The organism is Sinorhizobium sp. FG01 (assembly GCF_002531875.1).
GTDB lineage: Bacteria > Pseudomonadota > Alphaproteobacteria > Rhizobiales > Rhizobiaceae > Sinorhizobium > Sinorhizobium fredii_C.
This window is the reverse complement of record NZ_NWTB01000006.1, coordinates 405,676-423,274: the sequence shown is the minus strand read 5'-3', so window position 1 is coordinate 423,274 and position 17,599 is coordinate 405,676. Positions and strand designations below refer to the sequence as shown.

Sequence of the window (17,599 nt, the reverse complement as noted above, 5' to 3'; positions counted from 1 at the left end):
TGCCCGCATAGATGTCAAACCGACCTGCCATGCCCCTGCCCAAAGCGACTTACCGACTGCAATTTCGAAACGGGATGGACTTCGAAAAAGCCGCGGAGTTGATCCCGCATCTCGTCGATCTCGGCATTTCACACCTTTATGCCTCGCCGATTTTTTCCGCGGTCGGCGGCTCGACGCATGGCTATGACATAGTCGACTTCAACGAGATCGACCCAGCCTTGGGCGGTATCGACGGGTTACGCCGGCTCGTCCGAGAACTGAGAGCGCATGGACTCGGGATCATCCTCGATATCGTGCCGAACCACATGGCCGCGCATCTCGAGAACCGTTGGTGGCACAGCGTCGTCGAATGGGGACAGGCGAGTGCGTTCGCCGGCCATTTCGACATCGACTGGCGTGCGCCGCTCACACTTCCGTTTCTTGGCCGGCAGTTCGAAGAGGAACTGGCGGACGGCAGCATACGGCTGACATTCGATCATGACCGAAACTGCCTGGCCTTTGCCTATTACGACGCCCTCTACCCTCTCAACCCCGCCTCCTACCCGGCGGCCCTTGAAGGTTGCAACCTCGCTCTCGACAGGCTGATCGGCGTCGCCAAGAAAGCGGAAGCGAACAATGCCGTAGGCTTTCACTCCGAAGTGGCTTCTCTCCTAAAGACGCCCCCTGTTGCCGCCGCTCTCGACGCGCATCTTCAGCGGGTCTCCGCCGACAAGCCGTTGCTGCAGCGACTTCACGACATGCAAAGCTGGCGGCTGATGAGCTGGAAAGCGGCGCGGGACCACCTCAGCTATCGGAGGTTCTTCGAGATCGCCGGCCTCGTCGGCCTTCGCGTCGAAGATCCAGCGGTCTTCGAGGCCACCCACAGGCTTGTCCTCGGCCTTGTCGAGGAAGGATTGGTCGACGGACTGCGCGTCGATCACATTGACGGCCTTGCCGATCCGGAGGTTTATCTTCACAGGCTGCGGGAACGCGCCGGCGAGCACACCTATATCATCGTCGAGAAAATACTCGAGGCGAACGAGGTGCTGCCGGAGGAATGGCCGGTCGATGGCACCACGGGCTACGAGTTCATCTCGACACTTGCCGATCTGCTCTCCGACGAATCTTCCGGGCTTTGGAAAGAAGATCACCGATCCGCGACGGAGAGGGACGTTACCGAAAGCAAGCTGCAGGTGCTGAGCCACAATTTCAACGCTGAAGTCCGACGGCTCGCCGCATTGGCGGGGCGCGCGCAGGGCTATGACAACGCACCGGCCGGAAGCGAGCAAATCGCCGAGGCCATTCGCCATCTGATCGCAGCAATGCCGGTTTACCGCACCTATCTCAGCGACCGTGGCGCAAGCGAGCACGATCGGCGGATGCTCGACGGGATCGAGTCCCGGTCACGCGCTGCCGCACCGGAGGTCGGCGCCGAGATCGCGACGATCACGGCTTGCCTGAGGTCGAACGATGCCGAAACGGATCGACAGGCGGCGACCGAATTGCGGGCGCGCTTTCAGCAATTGAGCGGCGCGGTCATGGCCAAGGCGGTCGAAGATACGTTTTTCTACCGCCGCGGCGACTATCTCGCCGCCAATGAGGTGGGTGCTGCGCCCTCCTGGGCGCCGTGTGGCGTCCCCCGGTTCCACGAGGGGATGCGGGAACGGGGAAGCAGAAGCCTGGCCGGCCTGTCGACAACCGCGACCCACGACACGAAACGGGGCGAGGACGCCCGCGCCCGCCTCTACGTGATCAGCGAGGCACTGGAGCTCTGGGCGGCGGCAGTCCACCGCTGGCGCGACATGAACCGGGCTGGCCTCCAGCCTGGCGCCTTTGCCCCGGAAACCTCCGTCGAGCAGTTTCTCTATCAGAGCCTGCTCGGCGCTTGGCCGATCAAACCCCACGCTGACGAGAAGGATCTGCTTTCCCTGCGCGAGCGTATGGAAGACTTCGCCGTGAAGGCGCTGCGCGAGGCGAAGCTCCGGACAAGCTGGGATGCCCCGGACGAGCCCTATGAAGCGGCGGTCACCGGATTTCTTCGCGGCATCCTCGACTGGCAAAATCGAGCCTTTCTCGACGACTTCGAGAATACGACCGCGCCCTTCATCCGCGCCGGCCTGATCAACAGCCTCTCGCAAACGCTGGTGAAACTCACCGCGCCGGGCATTCCGGACATCTATCAGGGCAGCGAGCGCCTCGACCTCTCGCTGGTGGATCCGGACAACCGCCGCGGCTTCTCACCGCGGCCCTCGCTGCGCGACCTGCGGCGTCAGCCGACAGCCGGCGACTTCGAAGACTGCAAACAGTGGCTGATCAGGCTCTGCCTGAACCATCGCCAAGGCCGAGGCGCGGCGCTGCTGGCGAGCGGCGAATACCTCCCCTTGGATATCCAAGGCCCTGCCTCCCGACACGCCGCCGCATTCATGCGCCGCAGGGAGGATCAGCTTTCGGTCACCCTCGTCCCACGGCTCGTCTTCAGGCATCTTGGAGAGGGGCTGTCCGTTCGTTCCGACCTTTGGCGTGACACCTACCTGTTGTGGCCGGAGGAGTGCGAACCGAGGCGATTGCGAAACCTCGCAACGGGCGCGACCGTCGACTCGCAGCGACGCATTGTGATCTCGGAGGTTTTCCACGGCTTCCCGGTCGCGTTCCTTGTTCCGGAATGACCCGGGTGCTGCTCCTCAACGGACCCGCCGGAACCAGTCCTCTGTTTGCAAAACTCTGATCCGGTCCAGATCAAAATCCGCGAACACGAGTTCCGGCTGCGGTCCGCCCATGGAGAGGATCCTCCCCAGAGCATCGACCGCAAAGGACCGCCCGTCGTCCTTCGGCGCCGGATAGTTCGCTACCGCCACGCCGAGGACAGATTGAAACGCCAGTGCCCGCACGCCTGCGATCCGGACGTCCCCGACCGCGGGATCATCAACCAAGGGACAGCTGTTCGGAACGAGAATGACTTCGGCGCCGTCCCGCACGAGGTCTGACGTGACGTCGGGAAATTCTCGGTCCATGCAGATCATGATGCCGATCATGACCTCGCCCGCCTCAGTCCTGAGCCGCGCCACGCTGGAAGTCTCGCCGGCGGCGCAGGCTTCTTCCGGAGCGTCGAAGAAGCAGACGTGCCGCTTGCGCTGGTGGAGGACAACCTCGCCTCGACTGTCGATCAGGACTGCGGCATTGAAAGGCTTGGGGCTGCCGCCCTCGAGAAAGGTCGCCACCATCGCCAGTCCGTGCCTGCGCGCCGCCTCCCGAAAGCCTTTCACAAAGGCGCCGTCGATCGGCACCGCCGCATCGATCCAGGCCTGCCGGGCGACCGGATCTTCAGGATCGAAGCGGCTGTAACCGTTCGAAAACATCTCCGGGAAGACGATGATGTCGGCGCCTTCTGCGGCTGCCGACGCTGCGATCGCGTCGACATCCGCATCGTTCATTACCTGCGCCATTGCCGCGCGGAAGGACCTACCAGCCACGCAATACTCCCAAGGACCTTTGAAACTTAGGGGGCAGATAGGAATTGCTCCGGCGGAGTCAATGTTCACACCCCTATGCTGCGCCGGGAGCCAGAACGAAGAGCGCGCTGGCGAGCGTTGCGGCGGCGCAATAACTGATGGCGCCGAGCGGTCCAAAGCCGTCGACGAAGAGGCCGCCTAGAACCGCGCCGCCGGCAATCGCCAACTGGAACGTGGCGACGATCAGTCCGCCGGTGCTTTCCGCGTGGTCCGGTGCCGCCCGGACCATCCATGTCTGGACCGCAACCGGCAGGGCTCCGAAGGCGAAGCCCCAGAGGGTGACGGCGCCCGCCGAAACAAGATCGTTCGCACCGAAGGCCACCAGCGCCAGCGCCGTCGCGGCGATGAGAAGCGTGCCGAGACTGACGGCGGCCGTGATGCTGCGCTCGATGACGAAGCCGCCGGCCAGATTGCCGAAGAAGCCGCCGACGCCGTAGGCGAGCAGGGTCAGCGAGATCGCTTCGATGCCAAAGGCGGGTATCTTTTCCAAGAACGGCCGGACATAGGTGAAGCCGGCGAAATGACCCGAGACAAAGAGCTGGACGGTGATGATGCCGATGCTGATGCTCGGGCGGCGTACTAGATCGAACAGCAGCCTGATGCTCGGCACCGATTGCGGCGGCAGGCGCGGCACGCTTGTCATCTGCACCGCGAGCGTGACGACGCCGAGCACGGCAGCCACCAGGAAAGTGACGCGCCAGCCCAAAGATCGCCAATATAGGCGCCGACGGGCGCTGCGCAGACGGTCGCGAGCGAGACGCCGGTGAAGATGATCAACATGGCGCGCGGCACGAGACGCGTCGGAACGAGGCGCAGCGCAATCGCCGCCATCATCGACCAGAAGCCGCCGAGCCCGATCCCGAGGATGACGCGGGCAAGCAGCATGGTGAGGTTGGTGGCCATGGCGGCGAGCAAGTTGGAGAGGATCAGAGCAAGGGTAAAACCCCAGAGCACAAGCCGGCGGTCAAATCCGCGGGTGACGATCGCGATCGTCGGCGCAGCGATGGCGCCGACCACGGCGGTCGCCGTGACCGCCTGCCCTGCGGTACCGTCGCTGATAGCGAGATCGGCCGCCATCGGAGTCAGCACGCTTGCGGGAAGGAACTCCGCGGTGACGAGGCCGAACACGCCGAGCGCTAGCGAGATGACGCCGGCCCAGGCCGGCTCGCTGCGTCCTTCGATCTCAGTGGCCACAAGGGGAGCATGCATGCTTTGTCATCAAAGCAATCTCCAACGATCCGAGTTCTCTTAGATAAGCCGTGAGGGTATGATTCGGAGGCGGCTTTCAGCCGCGCCTTCAAGCGCGTCATCGGCGCTCCGCCGAGCGACTACCGGGCGCCGAGGAGCCCGGGATGGGTATTCGCAGTGAAAAGTAAGTCCGCAACGAAGACACCCGGCACTGCTGCCGGGCGTCAACGCCGCACTTCCCGAGGGAGGATCACGGGGCGATGCGGAAACGGAGCTTTATTTGCCTGCATCCAGACGATCGATCGCCTGGACATTGCCGGCCGACGGACCTTGCGGATCGAACTCGGATGCGAGCCAGGTATCGACGATCGATTTCGCCAATTCCGGACCGATGACCCGCGCGCCCATGGTGATGATCTGGGCGTTGTTGGATTTCGCCGCTCGCTCGGCCGAATAGGTGTCGTGGGTGAGCGCCGCGCGGATACCGGGCACCTTGTTGGCCGAGATGCAGACGCCGATGCCGGTGCCGCAGATCAGGATGCCGCGATCGTTCTCGCCGGCCGTGATCGTCTTTGCCAGATGCTCCGAGAGTTCGGCGTAGAAGCCTGCCTGGCTCAGATCCTTGACCTCGACGTCGCTCCGGCCGGCGAGATGAGCGGCAATGACATCGAGCAACGGTTTGCCTGCACTATCTGCACCGATTGCGATTTTCATGGGGCTTCCTTTCCGCACTTGTTCCAAACCTTTGCCGGTCAGATCGCGCCGGCGACACGCTTCAGAATGTCGAGATAGCCGCCGACCTCCCAGGCGGAGCGGCCGATGAAGAGGCCGTCGATATGCGGTTGGGCGACCAGCTCCTCGCAGTTTTCGGGATTGACGCTGCCGCCGTAGAGCACCGGCACCGCGACGCCGAGCGCCGCCGCGGCCGCCTCAGCTATCCGCCGGTGGCGGGCGTCGGCATAGTCGGCGGTCGCCGGTATGCCGTTCACGCCGATCGCCCAGACGGGCTCGTAGGCGAGCAGGACCGGCGCCCTTCTGGCGTCGCCTTCGAGAAGCGCGAACGCCCCTACCACCTGACGCTTCAAAACGGCATCGGCCTCGCCCGCCTCCCGTTCGGCAAGCGTTTCGCCGATGCAGATCAGCGGGACGAGACCATGGCTGACGGCCGCTGCCGTCTTCAGCCCGACGGTGCGGTCGGTCTCGCCGAAATGTTCGCGGCGTTCGCTATGGCCGAGCTCGACGAGATCGAGCCCGCAATCCTTCAGCATCAAGGGAGAAATCTCGCCGGTCCAGGCGCCGGCATCGTCCCAATGCATGTTCTGGGCGCCGACCTTGACGCTCGTCTCCTTCAGCCTCTCCTTCACCTCGCGGACCGCCGTAAACGGTGGTATGACGAAGCGCTGGATGCGCGGGTCGCGCTCCGCATCGGCAGCCGCCAGGCCCTCGGCGAAGGCCGTCGCCTGCGACAGCGTCTTGTTCATCTTCCAGCTGGTGCCGACCCAGACCTGCGACTTGCTCATGCCTTCTCCGCTATTTTCTGATCACTGACAGCGATGAGCTTGATGCCGGCCTCGCCGAGGGTGGCGGCATGGTCCTTCGAAACCTCGCTGCCGGTCAGAACCGCATCGAAAACGTCGAGCCCGGTCAGGAAATGCAGGGCGGAGCGGCCGAACTTGCCGTGATCGACGAGCAGGTATTTGCGCGTCGCCGATTTCACCATCTGCCGCTTTGTCTGCACGACCTCCTGGTCCTGGTGGAACGCCGTGGCGCCCTCGATTGCCGAACTCGACAGGAAGGCGACGTCGGCTCTGAGCGATCGCAGTGCTTCCTCCGTGACGATGCCGAAGAAGCCGTTGAATTTCTTGCTGTACTGGCCACCGAGCGCGATCAGGTTGATGCCCGGTGCGCCCGATAGCTCGGCAATGACGCCGAGATTGTTGGTGATGACGGTGAGCGGACGAATGTCCTTGAGGCATGCGGCAATTGCACCGGCGGTGGAACTGTCGTCAATGATGATGCTCTGGCCCGGCTCGATCAGCGTCGCGGCATGTTCGGCAATCCGTCGCTTCTCCGCCGTGGCGATCTTTTCGCGATAGCGGAAGTCGCTCTCGAATTGCGGGCTCGACTGGATCGACGCGCCGCCGTGGACCTTGCGCAAGAGGCCAGCCTGCTCCAGGTCGTCGAGATCGCGATGCACGGTCATCTTGCTGACGCCGAAGCGAATGGAAAGGTCCTCGACCCAGGCCGTGCCCGCCTCCATCAGGACGTCCATGATCGCCTGTCGCCTGTCTTCCGGTTTCACTGCCATCATCCTCTCGGCGCCGCGGTCTTTCGCTACGCATCTCAACAGAGAGATAACATGATTTTGTGATTTTTCAACTTGTTTGCGATATTTTGTTATGTTGATGTGTGATCTTCCTCATCATTCAGCCCGGTATCGATATGAGGCTCCCAGTATTCCACGGACTCGCGGATCATCTGGACCACCTGGTGATCGGTGGGCTCGCGCTCGCGGAACGACAGTTCGAGGCAGATCTCGTTGTCCGTTCCCCCGCCGCTCCTCACCGCATCGAGCAGGCGCTCGGGCGTAATGCGGCCATCCTTGTTGTAAGCGGCGGTAAAGGGCCAATGGCCTCCCTTGTTCATCGACGACTGCTTGACGTGAATGATCGGCGATCGCCGCGGAAAGGCTTTCGCCCAGGCGTAGGGATCGATGTCGGCCGGGTTGTCGGACGTCACGTCGCCATGATCGATATCGACCATCATCTTCAACGGGATCGGCAACTCGGCCCGCGCGAGGCGACCGTCCAGTTCCCGGCACGCCGCGATCGTGTGGCCAAATTCGCGGCCGACCGACATCGGCTCCCAGAAGAGATAGGAGAGCCCCGCCGCCTTAGCGTGCTCCGCCACTTCGCGCCAGCAGTCGATGGCGATCGCCATCAGCTCCTCGCGCCGCACCGGGTCGTCATAGTCCTTCAGCGTGAAGATCGCGAATTGCGTGCCGATGGCGGAGGCGCCGAGTTCCGCCGAGATATCGGCGAAGGTCTTGAACCAGTCGACATAATAGCGGCGCACATCCGGGTCAGGATGGCCGAAATGGTTGAGCCGCCCATAGGGTCCGGTCATGCCGGAGGTGATCTTCACGCCGGTGCGGGCAAGCGCCGCCTGGAACCGCCGGGTCACCTTGCTGATGGTCGCCGCCGGCCAGCTCGGATTGACGAATTCGTGGGTGAGCTGCACGTGGCCGATCCGGATCCTCTCGGCGATCGCGTCGATCAGATCGTCCGGCTCGGCAAAGCGGTTGACCAGGGGATTGGTGTTGAGCGACAGGGTGAAGGGCATGGCCGGGCTCCTGGCTACCAGAGAAATTTCGGCAGGAGGAAATCGGGCGTGGCGCCGTGTGCCGCGAACAGGCTGTGGCGCCCCTCCTCCGACTGCCGTTCGAGAATGCCGGTCGTGACCAGCACAGAGCCGAGCCCGGCGTTTGCGGCGCCGGCAATGTCATGCTCGACGCTGTCACCCACCGCGCAGACCCGCGTGGGATCGGGCTTGCCGAGGAAATCGAGCGCGAAATCGTAGATGTCGCGGAACGGCTTGCCGATCCAGCGCACCCTACCGCCGAGTTCCTCATAGAGCTCAGCAATACGTCCGGCGCCGAAGGCATGCCCGGTCCGCGTCAGCATCACCTTATCCGGATTGGTGCAGAGGCAGGGGACACCGCGCTGCGCCGCGGGCCGAAGCAGATCCTCGTAATAGCCAAGCGGATGGACGTCGCCCTCGCTTGCCGCGAGCAGCACGATGTCGGCCTCCTCGCCGCTCTCCGTCCGAAGGAGATCCAGGCCATTCAGCGGCGACAGATCGCCGTCGCGGCTGATCAGCAGGCATTTGCGCATCCCTCCCGCTGGGGCTGCCTCTTCCCGCTTCAGCAGCTGCCAGGCAACCTCGCCCGAGGTCAGGAACCAGTCCCAGCTGCCCGGCTCGAAGCCGAGCGCTGCCAACCGGCGGTCGTTTTCCGCCGAGCGCTTGCCGGAATTCGAAAGGATGATAATGCGTTTGCCGGCCTGCCTGAGGCGGACAAGCGCCTCGGCGGAACCCGGATATGGCCCGCGCCCGTCTCTTAAGACGCCGAACTGGTCGATGAGGAAGGCATCATAGGCCTCGGCGATCACCGAGAGGCCGGGGATTGTCCGGACGGCACTCATAGCACCCCCGCTTGTTTTGCACCGGACAGTGCCAACCGCGCCGTGCCGGCGGCCGCTTCCTGGGAGCGCGGCGGCAGAAAGGGCACGCGGAGTTTGCGGGCGCGGATGGCCTTCCAGGCCCTGTTCCCGGCGCCGCCACCGACGCTGCGGACCGTCCGAAGCGGTGGGCTGCCGAGTGAGGCGAGCCGCTGATAGGCGAGGCTCTCGACGGCCGCGATCCCCTCGAAGATCGCCTTCAGGAACTCCGCGTCATCTGCCGGGCGCGGCGTCATGCGCGGCATCAGCGCGGGATCGGCGATCGGAAAGCGTTCGCCCGGTCTCGTCAACGGATAGAAATCGAGACCCGTCTCGGTTGCCGGATCGATCTCCGCCGAAAGTTCGCCGATCCGCTCGGCGCTGAAATGCGCGGCAAGCACCGCACCGCCGGTGTTGGAGGCACCGCCGGCAAGCCACATGTCGCCGATCCGGTGGCTGTAGAGTCCGAATTCCGGAGCGAACAGCGGCCGATCCGACAGCATCTTCACCGTCAGGGTCGTGCCCAGCGCGCTGACCCCATCGCCCGGCCCGTCGGCGCCGGTGGCGAGGAACGAGGCGCAGCCGTCCGTCGTGCCGGCGACGACGACCGTATCGCGCGGCAGGCCGAAGGCGTCCGCCGCCGCCGGTGAAATCGTCGCGATGGGCGCTCCGGCCGGCTGGACGTCCGGCAGCAGCTCGACCCGCGCACCGGTCCGCGCCAACCAGTCCGGCCAGCACCGTTGGACGGGATCGTAGCCGGTCTTCAGCGCGTTGTTCTCATCGGCGACGTCGTAGAGGCCGGTCAAATGCCCTGCGAGCCAATCGGCCTGGTGGACCACGCGGAAGACACCGGGATACAATTGAAACGCCAGCAGCCTAGCGAGACCGGAGGTCGCGCCGTGCGCGGCGCTTTCCAGCGGCGCATGTGCGGCGATGCGGTCGACAATGGCCGGGTCGCCGACCGGATCATTGTACATCAGCGGCGCCGCAAGCGGCTCTCCGTCGGCCGCAACCGGCAACATCGTCCCGGACGTGCCGTCGATGCTGATTGCACGCACGCGCACCGGATCGATTGCCGCAAGCGCCTCCAGAAGTGCGGCCTGTACCGCCTTCCACCAGCCGATCGGATCGCGATGGTCCTCGGAAAAGGCGCCGAGCTTGGCGGCGCCCGAGGAGGCGACGTTCCCGGCTTCGTCCATTGCCACGGCGCGGGCACCGGACGTGCCCATATCGATGCCGAGGACGAGCCCGTCTCCACCGCTCATTGCAGCACCTGCCCGGCGCGGTTCAGCTGCTGACGGTATTTTTCCGCATCCCAGCCGAGAAGCTCGGCATTCTCGGCATCCGTCAGGTAGCGCAGCCGCGCGCTCGCCGGAATGCGCGCCGCCACATCGGAAAGGCAGCGGGCCATCGCAAGCGCCCCGGCGGTTATATCCTTGAGGACCAGCACCCCCTTGCCCGGAAAAAGGAGAACCGGCGGCAAAGGCTCTCGCGCTTCAAGAAAGCGCGCCTCGATCGCAAGAGCCGTATCCTCCGGCGCGGCGATCACCGAACCCTTGCCGAGAAAGATCACATGGTCGGGATAGAGGCTGCCGCCGGCGGCGATCCTGCAGCTTTCGAGATCAGTTGCGGCGTCATGCAGTCTTCCTTCCTCCGGAAGACGATAGGCGCTGTTGACGGCGAGGCGCGACAGCGCCGACAGGTCCGCGGGCGGAGCCTGGCGCACGAGGCCGGCAAACCGCTCGGAGACGTCGACGAGGAGAAGCGCCGCATCTTCGATCGTATCGCCGGCGACCGCCAGCCCGTGATTGCCGAACACCAGCACGGCCGTATCGGCATCGATCCGTTCGCCGATCGCTCTGGCGAGCGGCAGGCCGGGGCGGGCATAGGGAACGAAGGCATGGGGAATGCCGGCAAGCCTTTCGGCCGCGATGGCCGCCGCATTGGTCTGCACGGCGGCTGCGATCGTCGCCACGCAATGCACATGGATGACCACCTTCTGCGGCATCAGCGCGTGCACCGTGGTTTCGATCGACGGCCGGAGGCCGGATGGGTTGAGCTCCTCGATGACGAAGTCCTGGGCCCTCTCCGCCGCCGGATCGTCGCGCTCCAGTGCGTCGATCAGCGGATCGAGCGCGACCGGCACCATGATATCGCGCGCCCGAGCCTCGGCGAGCCAAAGTCCTGAAGCCTTGATCCAGAGGGTATCGCCCTCCTTGATCGAGGTATTGCCGCCGGCGCCCTGGACGAGCTCCGGATCGGCGCCGATCCTCGCCGACAGATCTAGAAGCGCTTCGAATTCGGAGCTTCGCAACATCGCCTGCCCCTTTCTCATGCGGCCGCCTGCTGACCCTTGAGCCAGCCGCCGAAGGCCCGCTTCTCGGCTTCGCTCATATGCAGGCCATGCTTGGTGCGACGCTCGAGCAGATCCTCCGCCGTCCGTGCCCATTCGGTTTCGATTAGGAAGCGGGCTTCGCGTTCGCGGAAGAGCCGGCTGAAGCCGGTGCCGAGCTCGTCGAGCGACGTTGCCCCGTCGATCAGCGCGTGGGTCCGCGTGCCGTAAAGCCTGGCATAATGCTTCAAGAGATCGGCCGGCAGCCAGCGATAGCAGGCGCGCAGCTCTCCAAGGAATTGGTCGAAATCCGCATTCGCCATATCGCCGCCCGGCAGGTGGGCACCCGCGGTCCAGGCCGGACCAATTTTCGGAAAGAAAGATTTCAACCGCTCCAGTGCATGTTCGGAAAGCTTGCGGAAGGTGGTGATCTTGCCGCCGAAGACGGAAAGCAGCGGCGCCTCGCCGTTCGCCGCATCCAACTCGAAAATGTAGTCGCGCGTCACCGCCGAAGGATTCTCGGCATTGTCGTCATAGAGCGGCCGGACCCCGGAGAAGCTCTGGATGATGTCTGCCTCGCTGAGCTGTTGCTTGAAATAGCGGTTCACCGATTTCATCAGATAGGCGATCTCGTTGGCATCGGCGGCAACGTCCTCCGGCCGTCCCTCGTAGGGAATGTCGGTGGTACCGATCAGCGCCAGATCGTTCTGATAGGGATTGATGAAGATGACCCGTTTGTCGGGATTCTGGACGAGATAGGCCTGCCTCCCCTCCCAGAACTTCGGCACAACGATATGGCTGCCCTTGACGAGCCGGACGCTGCGGCGGGAGCTGAGCCCGGCGACCCGGCCGATCATGTCGTTGACCCAGGGGCCGGCGGTGTTGACGACGCAGCGCGCCCGCGCCTCCGTCCTCGCACCGGTCCCGGCATCAGTCATCTCGACCTGCCAGAGCTCGCCGCGGCGGCGGATGCTCGTGCAGGCGGTGCGGGTGAGGACTCGGGCGCCTCGCTGCTCCGCATCAAGGGCGCTCAGGACGACCAGCCGGGCGTCGTCCACCCAACAGTCGGAATATTCGAACGCCTTGCGATAGGACGTTTTGATCGGCGCGCCTTCCGGCGCCGTCCTGAGGTCGAGCGTCCGCGTGCCCGGCAGGCGCTTGCGGCCGCCGAGATGGTCGTAGAGAAAAAGGCCGAGGCGGACAAGCCAAGCCGGTCGGTCGGCCGGGTTGTGCGGCAGCACGAAGCGCATCGGCCAGATGATGTGCGGCGCCGATCGGAGCAGCACCTCGCGCTCGATCAGTGCCTCGCGGACCAGCCGGAACTCGTAATATTCGAGATAGCGCAAGCCCCCATGAATGAGCTTTCCGGACCGCGAACTCGTGCCCTGGGCAAGATCGTCCTTCTCGCAGAGCAGCACGGAAAGGCCGCGGCCGGCTGCATCGCGGGCAATGCCCGCGCCGTTGATGCCGCCGCCGATGACGAATAGGTCGTATGTCCCGGGCTCGCTCATCGCCCTCCCCTCAGCACGGATTGACCGGCGGCAGGCCGGCGATGTAGCGGCGCACCTCCTCCGCCGCCATTTCGGCTGCATAGGTAACGGTCCGGACCGAGGCGCCGGCGATATGGGGCGTCAGAGTCACGTTCGGCAACTTCAAGAGCGGCCAGTCGTCCGGCACCGGCTCGACCGCGAATGTCTCCAGCATGGCGCTCGACAGGTGACCGCTGACGAGGTTTTCGTAAAGCGCCTCATAATCGCAGAGCGGGCCGCGCGCGGTGTTCACGAAGATCGCCGCCGGCTTCATCTTCGCGAAGGCCTCCGCATTCATCATGTTTCGCGTTTCGGCAGTGACGCGTGGATGCAGCGTCACCACGTCCGATTGCGCCAGCAGGTCGTCGAGCGAGACGTGCTCGACACCGGCGTTGCGGTCTTCGGCGCTGAGCTGCACATAGGGGTCGTGGACGATCACCTTGGTGCCGAAGGCGCGCAGCAGCCGGACGACCTTGGCACCGATATTGCCGTAGCCGACGACGCCGACAGTCAATTCCGAAAGCTCGCGGCCGGTGCGGTCGGCGCGGTAGAGATCGCCGCGCCATTCGCCCTTGCGCAACGCCTCGTGGCCCACCCGGATCAGCCGCGTCTCGGCGAGAATGGCGCCGATCGTGAACTCCGCGACGGCGCTCGCATTTCGTCCCGGCGTGTTGACGACCCGCACACCGGCATCGCGGGCGGCACTCATGTCGATATTGACCGGCCCGCCGCGGGAGACGGCGACGAGCTTCAGGTTCGGCAGTTCGGACAACATCGCCCGCGACAAGGGCGCAAGCTGCGTCACCAGGATTTCGGCGTCGCCGACGAAGCGGATGATCTCGGCGGGCTTGCCGAGATATTCCTTGAGCCCGTCCATCCCCTCGACCGCATAGCCATGCTCCATCGGCACATCCGGCCAGGGCTGTTCAAGGATGCGGATCTCATGTCCGTCGCCGCAGGCCGCGACGATCTTGTCGCGGAACACCTCCGGCAGCATGAACCGGTCGCCGATGATGGCAATCTTCTTCATTTCGGTTTGTCCTGTTGATCTCCCGAGCCGGCCGCGTGGGAGAGCGCGTGCCAGACGGGCCTGAGTGCGAGGCGCGATTGCTGGTAGGCGGGGAAAAGCGCGTCATAGCGCCGGACCAGTTCCTCGTCGGCCGGCTCGGCAGGGCGCAGTTGCGGCCGCACCCAATCGCCAGCGCAATCGGCCATCGAGGGGTAGATGCCGAGCGAAACGGCAGCGATCATCGCGGCGCCCGCGGCGCCCGCCTCCTCGCGTTCGCTGGTCTGGATACTGGCGCCGAGCGCACCGCCGAGGATGCGGCGCAAAGAGGCGCTGCGCGCCGCCCCGCCGGTCAGCCGAATGCGCTCCGGCAGCGGCCCCATTTCGGCATAACAGTCGCGGGCGGCAAGGGCGAGGCCGTCGAAGACGGCCCGGACCATGTCGCCGAAACCATGGGTGCTCGACAGGCCGACGAAGGAGGCACGCGCCGAAGCGTCGACGAAGGGACCGCGCTCGCCGGCTTCGGAAATATAGGGCTCGAAGAGCAGCGGCGTGCCCCTCGCCTCCTCAAGCCAGCCATCCACATGGGCGAGCAACTCGCCCTTCGATTTCTCGACCCCCATCCCCTTTAGGACGCCGCCGGCGATCGAAAGGATCCAGTCGATGTTGAGCGTCGCCGCCATGTTCGATTGCATCTGCGTATAGGTGTTCGGGATCGGCATGCACATGGTGTAGCCGGTCAGGTCGCGATTGAGCCGAACGTCGTCGGCGCTCTTCGCCAGCCGCATGTGCATGCCGGTCGAGCCGATGATCGAACAGCCTGCATCGGTTCCCGGATCATAAAGCCCTGCGCCGAGCGCCGTGCAGACCACGTCGACATAGCCGAGCACCACGGGCGTCCCGGCCGGAAGGCCGGTGGCCGAGGCGGCAGCCTTAGACAGCGGATGATGCGACGCCGCCCCGTCAACGATTTCCGGCAGCAGATGCCTCAGCCTCTCGAGATCGAGGAAGGAAATCACCGCGTCGCAATATTGCCGGGTACGGAAGTCTCCGTAGGTGAAGTTCGCCTCCGACGGATCGGTGGCGCGCCTTTCCGTGAGGTTGAAATAAAGCCAATCCTTGCAATGGAAGGCGGTGGCGGCTCCCTCCAGCATCTCCGGCGCGTTTTCCAGCATCCAGCGCAGTTGCGGCCCCTGCTGGCAGGCGGCAAGTCCCGAACCGGTATGCGCGAAACGCTCGACATCGCCGCTGTCGCCGCGCAGCCGCTCGACCGTTTCGCTGGCCCGCGCATCGAGCCAGAGCCAGCCCCTGCCGACCGGCTCGCCGTCGCTGTCGATCAACCACGTGCCGTCTCCCTGACCGGTCACCGCGATCGCGGCAACGCGGCCAGGGAGGTTCTCGATCCTGGCCGAGAGCTCGACCAGGGTTTTCACGGTGTCCGCCCAAGTGCGGCGCAGGTCCTGCACGCTGCCGGTTCGCCCCACCGCCTCGTAGCTGTTCGGAACGGCCGCCATGGCGAGCTGCCGGCCGCCGAGGTCAAAGGCGACCGACTTGATGACCGACGTCCCCGCATCGATGCCGATCAGGATGTCGCGCATCAGGCGAGCTCCTCCCCATGCGAGATCGCCGCGCCGCTCTCGCCGTCGAAGACATGCAGGCTCGCCGGCTCGAGGCGGATGCCGATCGGCTGGCCCACCTCGAGCCTTGCCCGATCGTGCTCCACCAACACCAGCGTCCCGCCGGCGAAATCCGCAGCGATATGCGTCTGGTCGCCTAGCCACTGGTTGACGGCGACGCGGCCGGTGACGCCGTCGGCGCTGCGTTTCACCGCATAGGGCCTGACGCCGAGAACCACCCGCTGGCGCTTTCTCAGCGCATCGCGCACCGCATGGGAAAAATCGGAAGCGGCATATTCCAGCCTGATACCGTCCTTGAGACCGAAGGCCAGGCGGCTTTCGGAGGCGGTGACGCTCGCCTCGAAGACGTTCATCGGCGGCTCGCCGACGAAGGTGCCGGTAAAGAGATTGGCCGGCCGCTCCTTGATCCGCTGCGGCGTGTCGAACTGCTGCAGCACGCCGCCCTCCATGACGGCGATGCGGTCGGCAAGTGCATTTGCTTCGGTCTGGTCGTGGGTGACGAGAATGGCGGTCAGCCCGCGTTCCTTGATGTAGTGCTTGATGCGGCCGCGCAGCACGGCGCGCAATTGCGGCTCGAGCTGCCCCATCGGCTCGTCGAGCAGATGCAGGCTGGCGTCGCGGATCAGCGCCCGGCCGAGCGAGGCGCGCTGCTGCTGGCCGCCGGAGATCGAGCTTGGATAGCGGCCGAGTATGTCCTCGATCTCGAGCAGCCTGGCGATGCTGGCCACCTTCTCGTCGACGGTGCTCTGCGACAGCTTCGAGGCCTTGAGCGCGAAGGCAATGTTCTCCCGCACCGTCAGCGGCGGATAAAGCGAATAGCCTTCGAAGGCCATGGCCACGTTGCGGCGAACCGGCGGGAATGTCTGGATTTCGCGGCCGCCAAGCGAGATCTTGCCGCGAGACACCGCCTCGAAGCCGGCGATCATCCTGAGCGTCGAGGTCTTGCCGCAACCAGACGAGCCAAGGAGCGCGATGATCTCGCCCTTCCTGACATCCATGCTGAGTTTCTTCACGGCATGGACGCCGTAGTCGATCGGCCCGTAGAACTTGTCGACATCCTTCAGCAGGAGCGCAATGTCGGTCATGCCGCTTCTCCATTCCGCTTGGAGGCAGGCTCCGACGGCCGCATCAGCCGGCCGCTGCCCTTGTCGAACAGCAGGGTCGCCCGGCTGTTGACCGCAAGGTGCGCCGGCCCGGCCTGCGGGCCTGGTGTGCCCGCCGGGCGCGAAACGAGGATTTCCCGGCGGCGCGCCGTTAGCGTCAGGGTAACGGTTTTCTCGTTGAGCGGCGTTTCGGCCTCGACCGTGACGGGGATTGCCCCGGGCGCGGACGCCTCGGTGAAGGTGATGTTTTCCGGCCGGATGCCGAGAACGCAGGCCTTCCCGACGATTTCGGGCCCGAACCCCGGCAGCCTAAGGCGAACGCCGGACAGTTCGGCAAAGGCGCCGTCCGGCCCGCGCTGCGGCACGACGTCGAGCAGGTTGATCGTCGGGTCGCCGAACAGCCGGGCGATCTCGAGTTCCGCTGGCGTGTCGTAGATGTCGGCCGGCGTGCCGATCTGGCGAAGCTGTCCCTCGAACATTACGGCGATCCGGTCGCCGAGCGCCATCGCCTCCTTATAGTCCTGGGTGACGTAGACGACGGTCGCACCCTGGGCGGCAAGAAGACGCGGCAGTTCCAGACGCATCTCGAAGCGCAGCTTGGCATCGACGTTGCGCAAGGGGTCGTCGAGCAGGAGCAGCGGCGGCGAGCCGACCAGCGCCCGGGCAAGCGCCGTGCGCTGCTTCTGCCCATTGGAAAGCGCCTTCGGATGGTGGCTGAGCACATGGTCGATCTTCAGGAGCTTTGCCACCTTCTCGACCCCGGCGGCGATCGCCTCCTTCGAGAACCTGCGGGCTGTCAGCGCGCTGGCGATATTGTCGAAGGCGCTCATATGCGGGAACAGGGCGAAATTCTGGAAGGCCATGCCGACGCCGCGATGCTCCGCATCGACGTCGGTCAGGTCGTCGCCACCGATCAGCACGCGGCCCTCGTCCGGATCGATCACGCCGGCAACGAGCCTCAGCAGCACCGTCTTGCCGGCGCCCGACGGGCCGAAGAGCACCAGCCGTTCGCCATCGGTCACATCGAGCGACAGATCATCAAGGACTGTCTGGCCCTTGTACCTTTTGACGATGTTCTTCAACTGCAGAGTCGTCATCA

At 65.0% G+C, this 17,599-nt stretch carries 14 protein-coding genes and 1 pseudogene; 1 reads left to right on the top strand and 14 read right to left on the bottom strand.

What is annotated here, in order from left to right:
• Positions 1–29: 29 nt before the first annotated feature.
• The gene (locus CO656_RS12305) at positions 30–2,645 is read left to right on the top strand and encodes a malto-oligosyltrehalose synthase (protein WP_179864751.1); all 2,616 of its coding nucleotides are present in this window, start codon (positions 30–32) and stop codon (positions 2,643–2,645) included.
• Between the two features lie 15 nt (positions 2,646–2,660).
• Here the strand turns inward: CO656_RS12305 and CO656_RS12300 are convergent, their stop codons facing one another.
• The 14 genes and pseudogenes from CO656_RS12300 to CO656_RS12235 all read right to left on the bottom strand — a co-directional run bounded on the left by CO656_RS12300 (position 2,661) and on the right by CO656_RS12235 (position 17,597).
• A complete protein-coding gene (locus CO656_RS12300; RefSeq protein WP_097525943.1) occupies positions 2,661–3,449 on the bottom strand; it encodes a carbon-nitrogen hydrolase family protein in 789 nt (262 codons plus the stop codon).
• 73 nt (positions 3,450–3,522) lie between these two features.
• Positions 3,523–4,697, bottom strand: a pseudogene (locus CO656_RS12295) (MFS transporter).
• A gap of 255 nt (positions 4,698–4,952) precedes the next feature.
• Positions 4,953–5,390, bottom strand: coding sequence for an RpiB/LacA/LacB family sugar-phosphate isomerase (locus CO656_RS12290; RefSeq protein ID WP_097525942.1), 438 nt, complete (start codon positions 5,388–5,390; stop codon positions 4,953–4,955).
• Positions 5,391–5,428: 38 nt separating this feature from the next.
• Positions 5,429–6,196, bottom strand: coding sequence for a triose-phosphate isomerase (locus CO656_RS12285; protein ID WP_097525941.1), 768 nt, complete (start codon positions 6,194–6,196; stop codon positions 5,429–5,431).
• Complete coding sequence (locus CO656_RS12280; RefSeq protein WP_097525986.1) at positions 6,193–6,978, bottom strand: DeoR/GlpR family DNA-binding transcription regulator; 786 nt, start codon at positions 6,976–6,978, stop codon at positions 6,193–6,195. Before CO656_RS12280 ends, CO656_RS12285 begins: the two co-directional genes overlap by 4 nt.
• Before the next feature lie 95 nt (positions 6,979–7,073).
• Positions 7,074–8,018, bottom strand: a complete 945-nt coding sequence (locus CO656_RS12275; protein WP_097525940.1) for a TIM barrel protein — start codon at positions 8,016–8,018, stop codon at positions 7,074–7,076.
• 14 nt (positions 8,019–8,032) lie between these two features.
• The gene (locus CO656_RS12270) at positions 8,033–8,878 is read right to left on the bottom strand and encodes a TIGR01459 family HAD-type hydrolase (RefSeq protein WP_097525939.1); all 846 of its coding nucleotides are present in this window, start codon (positions 8,876–8,878) and stop codon (positions 8,033–8,035) included.
• Positions 8,875–10,158: an FGGY-family carbohydrate kinase gene (locus CO656_RS12265; protein ID WP_097525938.1), complete on the bottom strand. Its 1,284-nt coding sequence runs from the start codon at positions 10,156–10,158 to the stop codon at positions 8,875–8,877. Before CO656_RS12265 ends, CO656_RS12270 begins: the two co-directional genes overlap by 4 nt.
• The gene (locus tag CO656_RS12260) at positions 10,155–11,210 is read right to left on the bottom strand and encodes a class II aldolase/adducin family protein (RefSeq protein WP_097525937.1); all 1,056 of its coding nucleotides are present in this window, start codon (positions 11,208–11,210) and stop codon (positions 10,155–10,157) included. The genes CO656_RS12265 and CO656_RS12260 overlap by 4 nt, the downstream gene beginning before the upstream one ends.
• A 14-nt stretch (positions 11,211–11,224) precedes the next feature.
• The gene (locus CO656_RS12255; protein ID WP_097525936.1) at positions 11,225–12,736 is read right to left on the bottom strand and encodes a glycerol-3-phosphate dehydrogenase; all 1,512 of its coding nucleotides are present in this window, start codon (positions 12,734–12,736) and stop codon (positions 11,225–11,227) included.
• A gap of 10 nt (positions 12,737–12,746) precedes the next feature.
• A complete protein-coding gene (locus CO656_RS12250) occupies positions 12,747–13,784 on the bottom strand; it encodes a 2-hydroxyacid dehydrogenase (RefSeq protein WP_097525935.1) in 1,038 nt (345 codons plus the stop codon).
• Complete coding sequence (locus CO656_RS12245) at positions 13,781–15,358, bottom strand: FGGY-family carbohydrate kinase (RefSeq protein WP_097525934.1); 1,578 nt, start codon at positions 15,356–15,358, stop codon at positions 13,781–13,783. The genes CO656_RS12250 and CO656_RS12245 overlap by 4 nt, the downstream gene beginning before the upstream one ends.
• Entirely contained in the window at positions 15,358–16,482 is a 1,125-nt protein-coding gene (locus CO656_RS12240; protein WP_097525933.1) for an ABC transporter ATP-binding protein, read from the bottom strand. Before CO656_RS12240 ends, CO656_RS12245 begins: the two co-directional genes overlap by 1 nt.
• Positions 16,479–17,597: an ABC transporter ATP-binding protein gene (locus tag CO656_RS12235; RefSeq protein ID WP_097525932.1), complete on the bottom strand. Its 1,119-nt coding sequence runs from the start codon at positions 17,595–17,597 to the stop codon at positions 16,479–16,481. Before CO656_RS12235 ends, CO656_RS12240 begins: the two co-directional genes overlap by 4 nt.
• Between the last annotated feature and the right edge of the window lie 2 nt (positions 17,598–17,599).